This window comes from Streptosporangium sp. NPDC001559, assembly GCF_042893955.1.
Classification (GTDB): domain Bacteria; phylum Actinomycetota; class Actinomycetes; order Streptosporangiales; family Streptosporangiaceae; genus Streptosporangium.
The window spans coordinates 23,754-36,715 of record NZ_JBIAVG010000013.1 but is presented as its reverse complement, the minus strand read 5'-3'; the positions used below and the strand labels follow the sequence as shown (position 1 = coordinate 36,715).

Here is a 12,962-nt window from a genome sequence, read left to right as displayed (position 1 = left end):
GTTCCTCTCTGTTGTCTGGGTCAGTTGAGTGCGACGACGGCCCGGGGACGGGCCAGGACCTTCTCCCCGCCGCAGCGGACGGTCAGGTCGACGCGGACCCGAGAACCGTCCAGCTTCTCGGCGACCACGCCGTCGACGACGAGTTCGACGCCCGCCTCGTCGTCCGGGACGACGACGGGCCTGGCGAAGCGGCCTCCGCATTCGAGGACGGCCTGCCGTCCCGCCCAGTCGCTGACCAGCCGCATGGCCACGCCCATGGTGAGCATGCCGTGCGCGATGATCGTGGGCAGGCCCGCCTCCGTCGCGGCGCGCTCACTCCAGTGGATGGGGTTGAGGTCGCCGGAGGCGCCCGCGTAGCGCACCAGGTCGCCCCGGCGGATCACGTGCGTCAGCCGGGGCAGCGCGGTCCCCGGCTCGATGTCGTCGTAGCGCGGTCCTGTGGTCGGCTCGGCGGTCAGCTCAGTCATCGCTCTGCGCAATCAGTGTCGAGGTGGTGGTGCACACGTGCTCGCCCGCGACGGTGCGCAGGTCGCTGGTGAGGGTGACCGTGTCGGTCGAGCCGACGCGGCCGACCTCGCTGATCGTGACCGTCACGGTCAGCTCGTCACCGTCCCTGATGGGGCGCCTGTGCTCGAAGCGCTGGTCGCGGTGGAGCAGGCGCGTCAGGTCGAGCCCGAGACCGGGGTCGCTGACGACCTCGACCTCGGCGCGCAGGGTGAGCGCGATGGCGAACGTCGGTGGAGCGGCCGGGTCGTCGCTCGTGTCGCCGATCGCGGCGGCGAACTCGCGGATCTTCTCACGGCCGACCAGATAGGGAACGGTGGCCGGGTAGACCCGGCCGGCGAAGGCCGGATTCAGCGGCACCTCGACCTCCTCGGCTTGAGGGCGGTTGCGGGGGAGACGTAAATCACGCCGGACGGTCTGGACACGTCCCGACCTGCTTCTCATTGGTGGTGCTATGTCTCTTTGGAGACATCTGATGTGTCTTTAGCGCAGTATCACTATTTGCGGTGGCATATGCAGACTCTCCTCCGTCAGGTCATTTCCCTGGGGGGGAGAGAACATGATCAACTTTTCCATCCTCGGCTCCTTCGAACTGCGGACCGAACAGGGGGTCTGGGTCCCGCGCGGTCCCAAGGTCCGCAGGCTGCTCGCGTTGCTGCTGCTCAGGCCCGGTCAGGTGGTCGACATCGACACCCTGGCCGAGGAGCTGTGGGACGGGGCGCCGCCGAAGACCGTGGTCGCGACGATCCGCACGCACGTCTACCACCTGCGCCAGATGCTGGCCAAGGAGAGCGGCGAACCGGGGCTCACCGATCTGCTGATCACCGAGCCGACCGGCTACCAGCTCCGGGTGACGGAGGACCAGGTGGACATCCGCCACTTCCAGCGGCTGGTCGCCGACGGCAGGACCGCCCTGGTCGCGGGCCGTACGGCGGAGGCCGCGCTGCTGCTGCGCGAGGCGCTGGGCATGTGGCGGGGGGCGCCGCTGACCAACGTTCCGCTCGGCCCGGTCCTCACCCGTCACGTCGCCCACCTGGAGGAGAAGCGGATCAGGGCGATGGAGCTGTCCGTCGAGGCCGACATGCGCCTCGGCCTGCACCGCGAGCTGATCCCCGACCTGCGCGGCCTGGTGGCGAGCAACCTGCTCAACGAGTGGTTCCACGCCCGCCTCATCGAGGCGCTGCACCTGTCGGGCCGCCGGGGCGAGGCCCTGCTGGCCTTCCGCGACCTGCGCAGGGTCCTGCACGAGGAGCTGGGCCTGGAACCGTCCGCCGAGCTGCAGCGGCTCCACCACGAGATCCTGGCCGAAGCCGGGTGAGCCCCCGCCTCCTGTCCCGGTGACGACCGGGAAGGAGGCGGGCGCTACCGCAGCGCCACGATGGTCCTGGGCATGGTGAGAACCTTGCCGCCGTCGCCGAGCCGTACGGCCACGCTGAGCCTGAGCCTGGGCGGCTCCAGCTTCTCCATGACCGTGGCCTCGACCGTCAGCTCGACGCCTACACCGTCGTTGGGCACCGGGACGAGCCGGGGGAACCGGCCGCCGAAGTCGACGACCGCTCCCGCGTCGCCCGCCCAGTCCGTCAGCACACCCAGCGCCAGGCCCATGGTGAACATGCCGTGCGCGATGGGACTCGGCAGCCCCATCGCCACCGCCGTCCTGTCGTCCCAGTGGATGACGTTGTAGTCGCAGGCGGCGCCGCCGTACCTGACGAGGTCCTTGCGCTCCACCCGGAACGTACGGCCCGGCAGCCGGAAACCCGGCTCGATGTCCTCGTAGCGAGGCCGTGCGGCCGTTTCGACCGTCACCGGACGTCACCCCCCTCCTGGCCGAAGATGACGAACGTCGACCGGCCGGTGCACACGTGCTCGCCGTCGGCCGCGGTGAGCGTGCTCTCGTAGGTGACGACGTCGTTGCCCGCCACCGAGTCCACGCCCGCGAGCCGTACCGTCACGGTCAGCACGTCCCCGGCGTGGATGGGCCGGTTGTAGGCGAAGCGCTGCTCGCGGTGGACGAAGCGGTTCTGGTTGGCCGCGCCCAGCTCGGGGTCGTGCACCGCGTCGTGCTCGGCCTCCAGGGTCAGCACCATGGGAAAGCTGGGCGGGGCGATGATGTCCGGATAGCCGAGGGCCCGCGCCGCCTCGGTGTCCCAGCAGGCGGCGTTGCCCTCCCGGACGGCGGCGGCGAACTCCCTGATCTTCTCCCGGCCGACCTCGTAGGGCGCGGTCGGCGGGTAGACCTTGCCGACACACCCCTCGTTCATCGGCATTCGCGCACCACCAGGCAGCCCGCGTTGCCGTCACCGCCGATGGAGGTCACCAGCGCGACACGGGCGTGCTCGGCGGGCTCGGCGCGCCACAGCGCCAGGACCGCGGCGATCTGCAGGGGGACGCTGGCGCTGTACAGCTCGCCGAGCGTCTCGGACACCCGGACCGTGGGCACGGAACGGCCCAGCACCTCGCGCAGCGCCTGCTCCTCGGTCTCCTCGACGCCGAGCTGGCCGGCCGCGCCGACCGCGACGACGTCCACCTCGCCGGGGGAGACCCCGCTGCGCTCAAGCGCCCGCTCGATGCCCGAGCGCAGCCCCTCAAGGCGGCCCTCGGCGTCCCTGGCACCGTAGTAGCCGACCTCGCAGGCCAGCAGGTCGGCCAGGCCGGTACGGCCCTCGGCGGCGACGGTCTCGCCGTCCTCGACGAGGAAGGCCGCGGCCCCCTCACCGACAGCCGCGTCCTCGCGAAGCGCGCCGGACTTGTGCCAGCCCCAGGCCGCCACCTCCGACAGCTCCTCGATGCCGCCGATCAGCAGCCTGCTCGAACGCCCGTCGCCGATCGTGGTGCGGGCGAAGCGCACCGCGGCCAGTCCCGCCGCCTGACCGCCCGACATGACCACGTTCACCCCGGTGAGGGAGTTACGGATCGCGATCTGGCCGGTGCAGGCGTTGGTGACGACGTTGGGGAACCTGGCGGGGTTGACGAGGTAGGGCTTCTCCTGGAGCAGGGTGTCACGGCCCACCTCGAGCATGCTGACCAGACTGCCGGTGTTGGTCGCCATGACCACCCCGGTGTCGGCGCGCTCCTCGTCGGTGAGGGGCCTGCCGTACTCGTCGAGGGCCAGCTTGCAGGCGATCAGGCCGAGCATGGTGAAGCGGTCGATGTGACGCAGCCCCTTGCGGCCCAGGTGCTCGGCGACCTTGAGGTCGGGTACCGCCCACACGGGCCGCGGCGGGTAGCCGTCGGTCACGTCCTCGAAACCGCTCACCGGCGCGGTGTGCGCCTCGACGCCGGAGCGCAGCGCGCCACCCAGGACGTCCAGGCCCAGGCCCGCGGGTGAGACGACCCCGCAGGCCGTGATCGTCAAAGGTCTGACGGCGACGGTCGTCGTCACGCCACCCTCCCGAAGATCGTAACGACGTTGTTCCCGCCGAACGCGAGACCCTGGTTCTGCACGATGTTCGGCGTGGCCGTACGGGCCCTGCCCGGGACCACGTCGAGTCCGTCGCCCAGCGCCGGGTCGAGCTTGTCCAGGTTCGCGGTCGGCGGCAGGAACCCGTCCTGCAGAGCCTTGCCGCAGACGATCGCGCCGAAGGCGCTGGCGGCGCCCATCGTGTGCCCGATCATCGACTTGATGGAGCTGATCGGCGGGATGTGCTCGCCGAACACCTCGCGGACCGCGCTGACCTCGGTGTAGTCGTTGGTCGGCGTTCCGGTGCCGTGCGCGCAGATGTAGTCGATCTGCTCGGGCTTGACCCCCGCGTAGCGGTGGGCGATGCGGATGCACTCGGCGATGCTCGGCGCGTCCGGGTTGACCATGTGCCGGGCGTCGCAGTTCACGCCGTAGCCCAGCACCTCGGCGTAGATCGTGGCCCCCCGGGCCACGGCGTGGTCCAGCGGTTCGAGCAGCAGGACCGCGCCGCCCTCACCGGTGAGGATGCCGGAGCGGTTGAGGTCGAACGGCCGGGACAGGTCCTCGGCCAGCGCGCCCAGCCGGTAGAACCCGGCGTGGCAGGCCCGGTTGACCGCGTCCGCCCCGCCGGCCAGCATGAAGTCGGCCTCGCCGGTGCGCACCAGGTCGTAGGCGTAGCCGATCGCCATGTTGCTCGCCGAGCACGCCGTGGGAATGGTCTGGGCGTCACCGGTGAGCCGCAGCTCGTGGTTGACGGAGTTGGCGATCTGGCTGACCGGCGTCATGGCGGCGAGCCGCCCGTCCACCTCGCCGAGCCCGTCCGTGACCCACTGCTCGACCGCGGCCTGCAGGACCTGGGCCTCGCCCGCGGTGGTCCCCATGATGGAGCCGGCCCGCGAGGCGGACAGCAGCTCCGGGTCGAGCTTCGCGTCCTGTACGGCCAGCCGCGCCGCGGCCGCCGAGAACAGGCTGCTGCGCCCCCAGCGCTCGACGTCGAGCCTTTCCAGGATCGCCTCGGGCTGGAAGTCGTGGACCTCACCGGCCGTCGTGTACGGGAAGTTGCCGGCGTCGAAGCTGGTGATCTTCGAGGCGCCGTTGCGTCCCTCTCGGATGCCCTCGATGAAGTTCTCGACCCCGATGCCTATGCTGCTCACCGCCCCGAGGCCGGTGATGACCACCCGGTGGTGCTCAGACACCCTGGGACTCCCGGCTGTTGATGGTCCCCACGACGTCGAAGACGCCCTGGAGGTTCGGCATGTTCGGCAGCTCGTCCTGCGGCACCACGATCCCGAGCTCCTTCTCGATCCTGGCGAGGATCGTGATGAGCGAGAGGGAGTCGGCGTCGTATTCGTCGATGAAGTGTCCCTCTGCGGTGAGCTCGCCGTCCTCCAGTTCGAGCTCCTGGGAGATGATGCCGCGGATCTTTTCCTGCAGAACGTCCAGAGTCATTATTGGATTCCTTTCGTGAATGCGGATCACCGCTGGAAAACGACATTAGGGGGATGTGGATATAAGGGGCAAGGCGGCGGATCGAAAGTGGTATGCGGGCGCATTTTTATGGCACTTTTATTTGAATTTCATCGTGCCGTGCCACAGTGATCCCCGACTTATTCCGGCATTTTGTGGAGGTACGGATGACGACCGGGGACCTGATCTCCCCACGGGAGCTCAGCTTCGGCCGTACGGTGGAACGCCGCCTGGTCCACAGGGCCTCCGTCGCGGAGGTCTTCGTAACCGACCTGGTCCCGGCGGGGGAGTCCCGCTTCCTGGCCGCGGCACAGCTTCCGCTCAGTCACGGCTACTACAGCGACCATCTGTCGCAACCGGCCCACTTCGACCCGCTGCTCATCCTTGAGGCGGGCAGGCAGGCCGGCATCGCGGGCGCCCACCTTCTCGGGCTCCCCCCGGACACCACGATGATGGTCAACACCTTCTCGCTGGACCTGCCGGACCCGTCCGCGCTGCGGACCGGGCGCAGGCCGGGTGAGCTGCGGATCGACAACCACTTCGAGACCCTCCGCGTCAGGGCGGGCAAGGTGCGCAAGGGCGCCGTCCGCCAGGACCTCTCCATCGGCGACGTCCCGATCGGCACGCACACCATGGAAGTGCAGATCGTCACGCACACCGAGCACGAGGCGCTGCGCAACGTGCTGCGCGGCACCCCCGCCCCCCTCACCGGGGACCAGGAGGACGTGCCCGCCCCCGACCAGGCCGAGCCGTACACGGTCGGCAGGGTCAGCCCGATGAACGTGGTGATCTCGCAGGTCGAGCGGGGTCCCTCGGCGGTGAGCGCCAGGGTGACGCCGAGGTACGGCAACCGCGCGATCTTCGACCACGACTACGACCACCTGCCCGCCATGACCCTGACCGAGGCGGCCCGTCAGCTCGCCCTCGTCGTGATGGGCGACGTCACCGCCTGGCCGGCCACGGTCTCCGGGTCCTTCGGGCGGTTCGCGGAGCTCGACCAGCCGGTGCTGGCCGCGGCGACCCGTACGGACTCGGGTGACGGCACCGCAACGGTGAACGTCGCCTTCATTCAGGAGGCGATCACGATCGCCGAATCGACCATGGTGATGGTGCCCCGATGACCCAACCCGTCCTGGCCGTGTGGACCGACTTCGGCGGCGTGCTGACGCCGCCCATCAGCCACACCCTGGCCGTCTTCTGCGAGAGGCAGGGCATCCGTCAGGAGCCGCTGATCGACGCGATCCTCAAGGTCACCGCGTCGTACGGCACGGACGACGTGATGCTGCCCATCGACACCCCGCTGGTCACCGAGCAGGAGTGGCTCGCCCAGATCGGGGAGCTGCTGCGCACCGACCACGGCATCGACCTGCACATGACGACCCTCGCCGACGCCTGGTTCGACGGCAGAGAGCTGAACAAGGAGTGGGCCGACCGGCTGCGGGAGGTCAGGGCCGAGGGACTGTTCGTCGGGCTGCTGTCCAACATGGTCCCGGCCTGGGACGCGCACTGGCGCCGCATGCTCAGCCCCGACGGCCTCTTCGACGACGTCGTCCTGTCCTTCGAGGTGGGCCACCGCAAGCCGGCCAGGGAGATCTTCGACCTGGCGGTCGAGCGCTCCGGCATCCCCGCCGCGCAGTCCCTGTTCGTCGACGACCTCGCCAAGAACTGCGAGGGAGCCGAGGCGGCCGGGTGGCGCGCCATCCACTTCACCGACGCGCAAACCGCAATCAAGGCTCTGAACGAGCAGTTGGGAGTGTGAGCTCAAATGAGCCGTTCCGTACTGGTCACGGGTGGCAACCGGGGCATCGGCCTGGCCATCGCGCGGGCCTTCGAGGAGGCCGGTGACAAGGTCGCCGTCACCTACCGCTCGGGAGAGCCGCCGGAGGGACTGTTCGGCGTGCGGTGCGACGTGACCGACAGCGCGTCGGTCGAGGCGGCCTTCGAGGAGGTCAAGGCCCAGCAGGGCGCCGTCCAGGTCCTGGTCGCCAACGCCGGGACCACCCGCGACAACCTGTTCATGGCCATGTCGGAGAAGGACTTCGCCGACGTCATCGACACCAACCTGATGGGCGCCGTCCGCGCCGCCCGGTGCGCGGTGACCGACATGGTCAAGGCCCGATGGGGACGGATCATCCTCGTCGGCTCGACCACCGCCTTCTGGGGCTCGCCGGGAGTGACCAACTACTCGGCCTCCAAGGCGGCCATGGCGGGCTTCGCCCGCTCCCTGGCCTGGGAACTCGGCCCCAGGAAGATCACTGTGAACGTGGTGATGCCCGGTCTCGTCGAGACCGACATGGTGGCGGGGCTCTCCGAGCAGCACCGCGCGTACCTGCACAGCATCACGGCGCTGCGCCGTTCGGGCAGGCCCGAGGAGGTCGCCCCCGCGGTGCGGTTCCTGGCCAGCGACGAGGCCAGCTTCATCACCGGCGCCCTGCTGCCCGTCAGTGGCGGCTCCGGGCTCGGTTACTGACCCCCCACATGCACCTCGCACATTTGAGAAAGGCGGATCATGCCGGACGAGGTTGAGAAGATGCTGGCCCCTCTGGCGGAGGCGCCACCGACCGCAACCGAGGAGATCATCGAGATCGCCATCGGCATCGCCAAGGTGTTCGGTGAACTCGACGAGGAGGCGGCCCACCGTTACATCGCCCCCGACTTCATCGACCACGAGGCCTCGCCGGGCGTCGCGGGCGGCCCCGAGGGTTACCTGTCGACGGCCCGCTACATGCGCAACGCGTTCTCCGAGGCGACCTGGCAGGTCGACGACTTCATCTCCGAGGGCGACAAGTTCGCCTGCCGGGTGACCTTCAGCGGCAAGCACACCGGCGACTTCCTTGGCGTGGCGCCGACCGGCGCCGAGGTCAAGGTCCAGCACCTGCACTTCTACCGGATCGCCGACGGTAAGGCGGCCGAGCACTGGGGAGCCCGTGACGAGCTCACCCTGCTGCGTCAGATCGGACAGTTCACCCCCGAGTACGCCACCCCCGCGGACGCGGGCGCGGCGATCGGCCGTCAGGAGGTCTCGTCATGAAACTGCCGGGCAAGATGTTGACGCGCGCCGCCGTCGGTGTGGGCGCGCTCCTGCTGGCGATGGGCGGCCTGGTGCCCGGCGCCCAGGCGCAGAGCGCCGCGCCGAAGACCTTCCCGAACCTGCCCTCGCCCGCCGACTGGTCGATGGGCGGCCACGACAACTTCAACTCGAAGTCCAACCCCTTCGAGCGCAGGATCGGCACCTCGAACGCCGACAAGCTCGCCGTCAAGTGGACCTACACCGCGCACGGTGACACCTCGGCCATCCCGGCCGTGGTGGACGGCGCGGTCTACATCCCCGACTGGGGCGGCTACTTCTCCAAGCTCGACGCCAAGACCGGCGCGGTCATCTGGTCGCGCAAGGTCTCGGACTGGAACGGCATCGCCGGCGGCATCGTCAGGGCCAGCCCGACGGTGGTCGGCGGACGCATCTACGTCGGCGACCAGAACGGCCCGCAGGGCGGCCAGGGCGCGCACCTGCTCGCCGTCGACGCCACCACCGGCGACCTGATCTGGAAGACCACGCTCGACGAGCACTTCGCGGCCGTCCTCACCGGTTCGCCCACGCTCTACAACGGCGTCCTCTACCAGGGTGTCTCCTCCAAGGAGGCGGCCGTCGCGGGCCTGCCCGGCTACAAGTGCTGCACCTTCCGCGGCAGCGTGAACGCGGTCGACGCCAAGACCGGCAAGGTGCTGTGGAAGAAGTACACCGTCCCCGACAACGGCGGACAGCCCGGCGGCTTCAGCGGTGGCGGCGTGTGGAGCACCAGCCCCATGATCAACCCGACCAACCACACGGTCGTCGTCGGCACCGGGCAGAACCTCTCGGTCCCCAAGAGCGTGAGCGACTGCCAGAGCTCGGGCAAGCCCGCCTCCGAGTGCCAGCCGCCGGACAACCACATCGACCAGCTGCTCGCCCTCGACCTGCGCACCGGCGACATCAAGTGGCAGGCCGGCGACATCGTGTTCGACGCCTGGACGGTGGCCTGCGAGCCCAACTTCCCGCCGGAGAACTGCCCGCCCAACCACGGCGGTGACTACGACTTCGCCGAGGGCGGCCACCTGCTGACCATCCCCGGCCGGTTCGGCCTGCCGCGCATGGTCATCGGCGCCGGGCAGAAGAGCGGCGCCTACTGGCTGCTCGACGCCCGCACCGGCAAGACCATCTGGAAGACCCAGGTCGGCCCCGGCGGCGTGCACGGCGGCATCGAGTGGGGCAGCGCCACCGACGGCAAGCGCTTCTACGTCAGCAACGCCAACACCAGCCACGTCGCCTACACCCTGCCCAACGGGCAGACCACGACCAACGGCATCTTCGCCGCGCTCGACGCCCGCACCGGCAAGATCCTCTGGCAGATCGCCGACCCGTCGAACGCCGAGACCATGGGCGCGGTCACGACCGCCAACGGGGTCATGTACGCCGGCTCGATGAGCGGCCACATGTACGCCATCAACGGCGCCACCGGCAAGATCCTCTGGGACTACCTCGGTGAGGGTTCCTCCAACGCCGGGCCCGCCATCGTCGGCGGCACGGTCTTCTGGGGCAACGGTTACAACAACCGCTTCATCCAGGGCAAGGGCAGCACCACCTTCTACGCCTTCTCCGTGAACGGCCGCTGACGCGGCCGAACCTCGGACGAGCGGCGCCGGGTCCTCATCCCCACCCGGCGCCGCTTTCCGCGTGCCGTGTCAGGAGCGTCTCCGGACGTGAAACGGGCCGGGCCACCTTTTCCAAGGTGGCCCGGCCCGTTCGCGCGCTCGGGAAGTCAGAACGGCGGCTGCCGTACGAGGTGGCGCAGCTCCTCGTGCAGCGGCTGCAGCGCCTCGGGCGGCAGGTCGCCCGCCTGGAAGAAGGCGATGCTGGTGGCCAGACCGCCGAACCGCTCCCAGATCTTGGCCGCCGCCTCCTTGGGCTCGCCCACGATCGCGAACGTCTCCAGGATGTGGTCGTCGATCGCGTCGACCATCTCCGCCGCGCGGCCCGCGCCCGCCAGGCGGTACAGCTCGTCCTTCAGGCCGCCGAGCCCCTCGAGCTCAAGGACCGGGGCGTAGCTGGGGATGGAGGCGTAGTAGGCGATGGACTCCTTGGCCTGCCGTACGGCCGCGCTCAGCTCCTCCTCGGTGTTGCCGGTGGCCACGATCGGCGTCGCGTGCAGCTCGAAGCCGTCCATCGTCTTGCCCGCGCCCTCCCGGGCCTCACGCAGCGCCGGGATCGTCACGTCCTCGAGCAGCCGCCGGGTGGAGATGATGTGGGCCAGGAAACCGTCGGCCAGCTCGCCCGCGAGCTGCGTCATCATCGGGCCGACGCCGGCCACGAGGATGGGCGGCTCGCCGTAGGGGTTGGGGCCCGGGTTGAAGAAGGGGCTCATCACCGTGTGGCGGTAGAACTCGCCGCGGAACCGGATCCTGCCGTCGGTGGCGAAGCACTTCCAGATGGCGCGCAGCGCCAGGATGTACTCCCGCATGCGGGGCGCGGGCTTCGACCACGGCATGCTGAACCGCTTGGTGATGTGCGTCTGGAGCTGGGAGCCGATACCGAGGGCGAAACGCCCCTTGGAGACCAGCTGCAGGTCGTTGGCGAGCATCGCGGTGGTCATCGGGTTCCTGGCGAACACGACGGCCAGCCCGGTGCGGACGGCGACCCGCTCGGTCTTCAGCGCCGCGGCGGTCAGCCCGATGAACGGGTCGTGCTGCGTCTCGGACATCCACACCGAGTCGTATCCGAGTTCCTCGGCCCGTGCCGCCCTGTCCCCGTATGCGTCCGGTGGCACGGTGATTCCGTGAAAGTCAATCTTCACAGGTGCTGTCCCCTCGTAAAAGGCATATGCCACGATCAGACCATCGACCGTGCCGCCCGGCCATGCCTCCTAAGGAATAGGCGGATACCACCTAGGGGGAAGAAGCCTTCCTATGGCCCCCGATGAATGGACAGAATTTACAGATCTGAATCCCATAGGAAGGGTAAACGGATATGACGGCGGTCGAAGAACGAAAGGTCGAGACCGCGACGCGATCCATGCGCGCGTACGCCGAGGAGCTCGCCAGGATCCAGGAGAGCGTCCGGGTCGGCCCGGGGGACGAGGCGACCAGGCGGCAGCACGCCCGGGGCAAGATGACGGTCAGGGAGCGCCTGGGGCTGCTCCTGGACGACGGATCCTTCACCGAGGTCGAGGGTCTGCGCAGGCATCGGGCGAGCGGCTTCGGCATGGAGGCCAAGCGGCCGTACGGCGACGGAGTGGTCACCGGGTGGGGGACCATCGAGGGCCGGACCGTGTTCGTCTACGCGCACGACTTCCGCGTCTTCGGCGGGTCGCTCGGTGAGGCCCACGCCCAGAAGATCCACAAGATCATGGACATGGCCTACGCCGCGGGTGCCCCGCTGATCGGGCTCAACGACGGCGCGGGGGCCCGCATCCAGGAGGGGGTCACGGGCCTGGCGGGCTACGGGGGGATCTTCCAGCGCAGTGTCCGCGCCTCGGGCGTGATCCCGCAGATCAGCGTGATCATGGGGCCGTGCGCGGGCGGGGCCACCTACTCCCCGGCGCTCACCGACTTCATCTTCATGGTCCGCGACACCGCCCAGATGTTCATCACCGGACCCGACGTCGTCGAGGCGGTCACCGGGGAGAAGGTCACCCACGAGGAGCTGGGCGGCGCGGGGGTCCACGGCACGATGACCGGGGTCGCCACCTTCGTCAGCGACGACGAGATCTCCTGCCTTGAGGACGTGCGTCACCTGGTCTCGATGCTGCCGGCGAACAACCAGGAGTTCCCGCCGGAGGCCCTGGCGGACGACCCTGAGGAGCGGCTGTGCGAGGCGCTGCTGGACATCGTCCCCGCCGACCCGAACCGCCCCTACGACATGCGCGACGTCATCGCCGAGGTGATCGACCACGGTGAGCTGGTCGAGATCCACGAGGGCTGGGCGGCGAACATCGTCTGCGGCCTCGGCCGCATCGGAGGGCACGTCGTCGGCGTCGTCGCCAACCAGCCGATGTCGTTCGCGGGTGTGCTGGACATCTCCGCCTCGGAGAAGGCCGCCAGGTTCGTCCAGTTCTGCGATGCCTTCAACATCCCGATCGTGACGTTCGTCGACGTGCCCGGATTCCTGCCCGGCACCGACCAGGAACACGGCGGCGTCATCAGGCACGGCGCCAAGCTGCTCTACGCCTACTGCAACGCCACGGTCCCCCGCGTCCAGGTCATCGTGCGCAAGGCGTACGGCGGCGCCTACATCGTGATGGACTCCCGTTCCATCGGCGCCGACCTGTCCTTCGCCTGGCCGAGCAACGAGATCGCGGTCATGGGCGCGGACGGGGCGGCCAACGTGATCTTCCGCAAGGACATCGCCGCCGCGCCCGACCCCGCGGCCAGGCGCGCCGAGCGCATCGCCGAATACCGCGAACAGCTCATGCACCCCTACTACGCGGTCGAGCGCGGCCTGGTCGACGACATCATCGACCCCCGCGAGACCCGGATGGTCCTGGCCAGGTCGCTGGCCATGCTCAGGGGCAAGAGCGCGACCCTGCCGCAGCGCAAGCACGGCAACCCCCCGATGTGA

At 69.5% G+C, this 12,962-nt stretch carries 15 protein-coding genes; 7 read left to right on the top strand and 8 right to left on the bottom strand.

Annotated elements, in window-relative coordinates:
• Window positions 1-20: 20 nt before the first annotated feature.
• Complete coding sequence (locus tag ACFYY8_RS27160; RefSeq protein WP_390045594.1) at window positions 21-467, bottom strand: MaoC/PaaZ C-terminal domain-containing protein; 447 nt, start codon at window positions 465-467, stop codon at window positions 21-23.
• Window positions 460-864: a MaoC family dehydratase N-terminal domain-containing protein gene (locus ACFYY8_RS27155; RefSeq protein ID WP_390045592.1), complete on the bottom strand. Its 405-nt coding sequence runs from the start codon at window positions 862-864 to the stop codon at window positions 460-462. Before ACFYY8_RS27155 ends, ACFYY8_RS27160 begins: the two co-directional genes overlap by 8 nt.
• A 199-nt stretch (window positions 865-1,063) precedes the next feature.
• On the opposite strand from ACFYY8_RS27155, the gene ACFYY8_RS27150 reads away from it, so the two are divergent.
• On the top strand, window positions 1,064-1,822 hold the full coding sequence (locus ACFYY8_RS27150) for a BTAD domain-containing putative transcriptional regulator (protein ID WP_390045590.1): 759 nt from the start codon (window positions 1,064-1,066) through the stop codon (window positions 1,820-1,822).
• Between the two features lie 44 nt (window positions 1,823-1,866).
• On the opposite strand, the gene ACFYY8_RS27145 is transcribed toward ACFYY8_RS27150, so the two are convergent.
• From ACFYY8_RS27145 to ACFYY8_RS27125, 5 genes are read right to left on the bottom strand one after another with little or no spacing between them, the layout of a single operon-like run.
• Complete coding sequence (locus ACFYY8_RS27145; protein ID WP_390045588.1) at window positions 1,867-2,310, bottom strand: MaoC/PaaZ C-terminal domain-containing protein; 444 nt, start codon at window positions 2,308-2,310, stop codon at window positions 1,867-1,869.
• On the bottom strand, window positions 2,307-2,771 hold the full coding sequence (locus tag ACFYY8_RS27140; protein WP_352010353.1) for a MaoC family dehydratase N-terminal domain-containing protein: 465 nt from the start codon (window positions 2,769-2,771) through the stop codon (window positions 2,307-2,309). The genes ACFYY8_RS27145 and ACFYY8_RS27140 overlap by 4 nt, the downstream gene beginning before the upstream one ends.
• Window positions 2,762-3,886 (bottom strand): beta-ketoacyl synthase N-terminal-like domain-containing protein, encoded by a 1,125-nt coding sequence (locus ACFYY8_RS27135; protein ID WP_390045585.1) that lies wholly within the window; start codon window positions 3,884-3,886, stop codon window positions 2,762-2,764. The genes ACFYY8_RS27140 and ACFYY8_RS27135 overlap by 10 nt, the downstream gene beginning before the upstream one ends.
• Window positions 3,883-5,100 (bottom strand): beta-ketoacyl-[acyl-carrier-protein] synthase family protein, encoded by a 1,218-nt coding sequence (locus ACFYY8_RS27130; RefSeq protein WP_390045583.1) that lies wholly within the window; start codon window positions 5,098-5,100, stop codon window positions 3,883-3,885. The genes ACFYY8_RS27135 and ACFYY8_RS27130 overlap by 4 nt, the downstream gene beginning before the upstream one ends.
• On the bottom strand, window positions 5,093-5,353 hold the full coding sequence (locus ACFYY8_RS27125; protein WP_184719879.1) for an acyl carrier protein: 261 nt from the start codon (window positions 5,351-5,353) through the stop codon (window positions 5,093-5,095). Before ACFYY8_RS27125 ends, ACFYY8_RS27130 begins: the two co-directional genes overlap by 8 nt.
• A gap of 185 nt (window positions 5,354-5,538) precedes the next feature.
• Between ACFYY8_RS27125 and ACFYY8_RS27120 the strand changes: the two genes are divergently transcribed.
• Genes ACFYY8_RS27120 through ACFYY8_RS27100 form a run of 5 tightly spaced genes read left to right on the top strand, consistent with a single transcriptional unit; the run spans window position 5,539 to window position 10,021 of the window.
• Window positions 5,539-6,492 (top strand): AfsA-related hotdog domain-containing protein, encoded by a 954-nt coding sequence (locus ACFYY8_RS27120; protein ID WP_390045581.1) that lies wholly within the window; start codon window positions 5,539-5,541, stop codon window positions 6,490-6,492.
• The gene (locus tag ACFYY8_RS27115; protein WP_390045579.1) at window positions 6,489-7,130 is read left to right on the top strand and encodes an HAD family hydrolase; all 642 of its coding nucleotides are present in this window, start codon (window positions 6,489-6,491) and stop codon (window positions 7,128-7,130) included. Before ACFYY8_RS27120 ends, ACFYY8_RS27115 begins: the two co-directional genes overlap by 4 nt.
• Window positions 7,131-7,136: 6 nt before the next feature.
• Window positions 7,137-7,841 carry a 3-oxoacyl-ACP reductase FabG gene (gene fabG, locus ACFYY8_RS27110; protein WP_352010358.1) on the top strand — a complete coding sequence of 235 codons (705 nt, stop codon included), beginning with the start codon at window positions 7,137-7,139 and terminating at the stop codon, window positions 7,839-7,841.
• A gap of 39 nt (window positions 7,842-7,880) precedes the next feature.
• A complete protein-coding gene (locus tag ACFYY8_RS27105; protein WP_362909321.1) occupies window positions 7,881-8,402 on the top strand; it encodes an ester cyclase in 522 nt (173 codons plus the stop codon).
• Entirely contained in the window at window positions 8,399-10,021 is a 1,623-nt protein-coding gene (locus ACFYY8_RS27100; RefSeq protein ID WP_390045576.1) for a PQQ-binding-like beta-propeller repeat protein, read from the top strand. Before ACFYY8_RS27105 ends, ACFYY8_RS27100 begins: the two co-directional genes overlap by 4 nt.
• A gap of 146 nt (window positions 10,022-10,167) precedes the next feature.
• On the opposite strand, the gene ACFYY8_RS27095 is transcribed toward ACFYY8_RS27100, so the two are convergent.
• On the bottom strand, window positions 10,168-11,172 hold the full coding sequence (locus ACFYY8_RS27095) for a TIGR03617 family F420-dependent LLM class oxidoreductase (RefSeq protein WP_390045574.1): 1,005 nt from the start codon (window positions 11,170-11,172) through the stop codon (window positions 10,168-10,170).
• A 245-nt stretch (window positions 11,173-11,417) separates the two neighbouring features.
• Between ACFYY8_RS27095 and ACFYY8_RS27090 the strand changes: the two genes are divergently transcribed.
• Window positions 11,418-12,962 (top strand): acyl-CoA carboxylase subunit beta, encoded by a 1,545-nt coding sequence (locus tag ACFYY8_RS27090; protein WP_390045967.1) that lies wholly within the window; start codon window positions 11,418-11,420, stop codon window positions 12,960-12,962.

What these genes read in the sequence shown, in the direction of transcription:
- ACFYY8_RS27160 (WP_390045594.1), bottom strand. Translation starts at nt 467, where the DNA reads ATGACTGAGCTGACCGCCGAGCCGACCACAGGACCGCGCTACGACGAC.
- ACFYY8_RS27150 (WP_390045590.1), top strand. Translation starts at nt 1,064, where the DNA reads ATGATCAACTTTTCCATCCTCGGCTCCTTCGAACTGCGGACCGAACAG.
- ACFYY8_RS27140 (WP_352010353.1), bottom strand. Translation starts at nt 2,771, where the DNA reads ATGCCGATGAACGAGGGGTGTGTCGGCAAGGTCTACCCGCCGACCGCG.
- ACFYY8_RS27125 (WP_184719879.1), bottom strand. Translation starts at nt 5,353, where the DNA reads ATGACTCTGGACGTTCTGCAGGAAAAGATCCGCGGCATCATCTCCCAG.
- ACFYY8_RS27120 (WP_390045581.1), top strand. Translation starts at nt 5,539, where the DNA reads ATGACGACCGGGGACCTGATCTCCCCACGGGAGCTCAGCTTCGGCCGT.
- ACFYY8_RS27115 (WP_390045579.1), top strand. Translation starts at nt 6,489, where the DNA reads ATGACCCAACCCGTCCTGGCCGTGTGGACCGACTTCGGCGGCGTGCTG.
- fabG (WP_352010358.1), top strand. Translation starts at nt 7,137, where the DNA reads ATGAGCCGTTCCGTACTGGTCACGGGTGGCAACCGGGGCATCGGCCTG.
- ACFYY8_RS27105 (WP_362909321.1), top strand. Translation starts at nt 7,881, where the DNA reads ATGCCGGACGAGGTTGAGAAGATGCTGGCCCCTCTGGCGGAGGCGCCA.
- ACFYY8_RS27100 (WP_390045576.1), top strand. Translation starts at nt 8,399, where the DNA reads ATGAAACTGCCGGGCAAGATGTTGACGCGCGCCGCCGTCGGTGTGGGC.
- ACFYY8_RS27090 (WP_390045967.1), top strand. Translation starts at nt 11,418, where the DNA reads ATGCGCGCGTACGCCGAGGAGCTCGCCAGGATCCAGGAGAGCGTCCGG.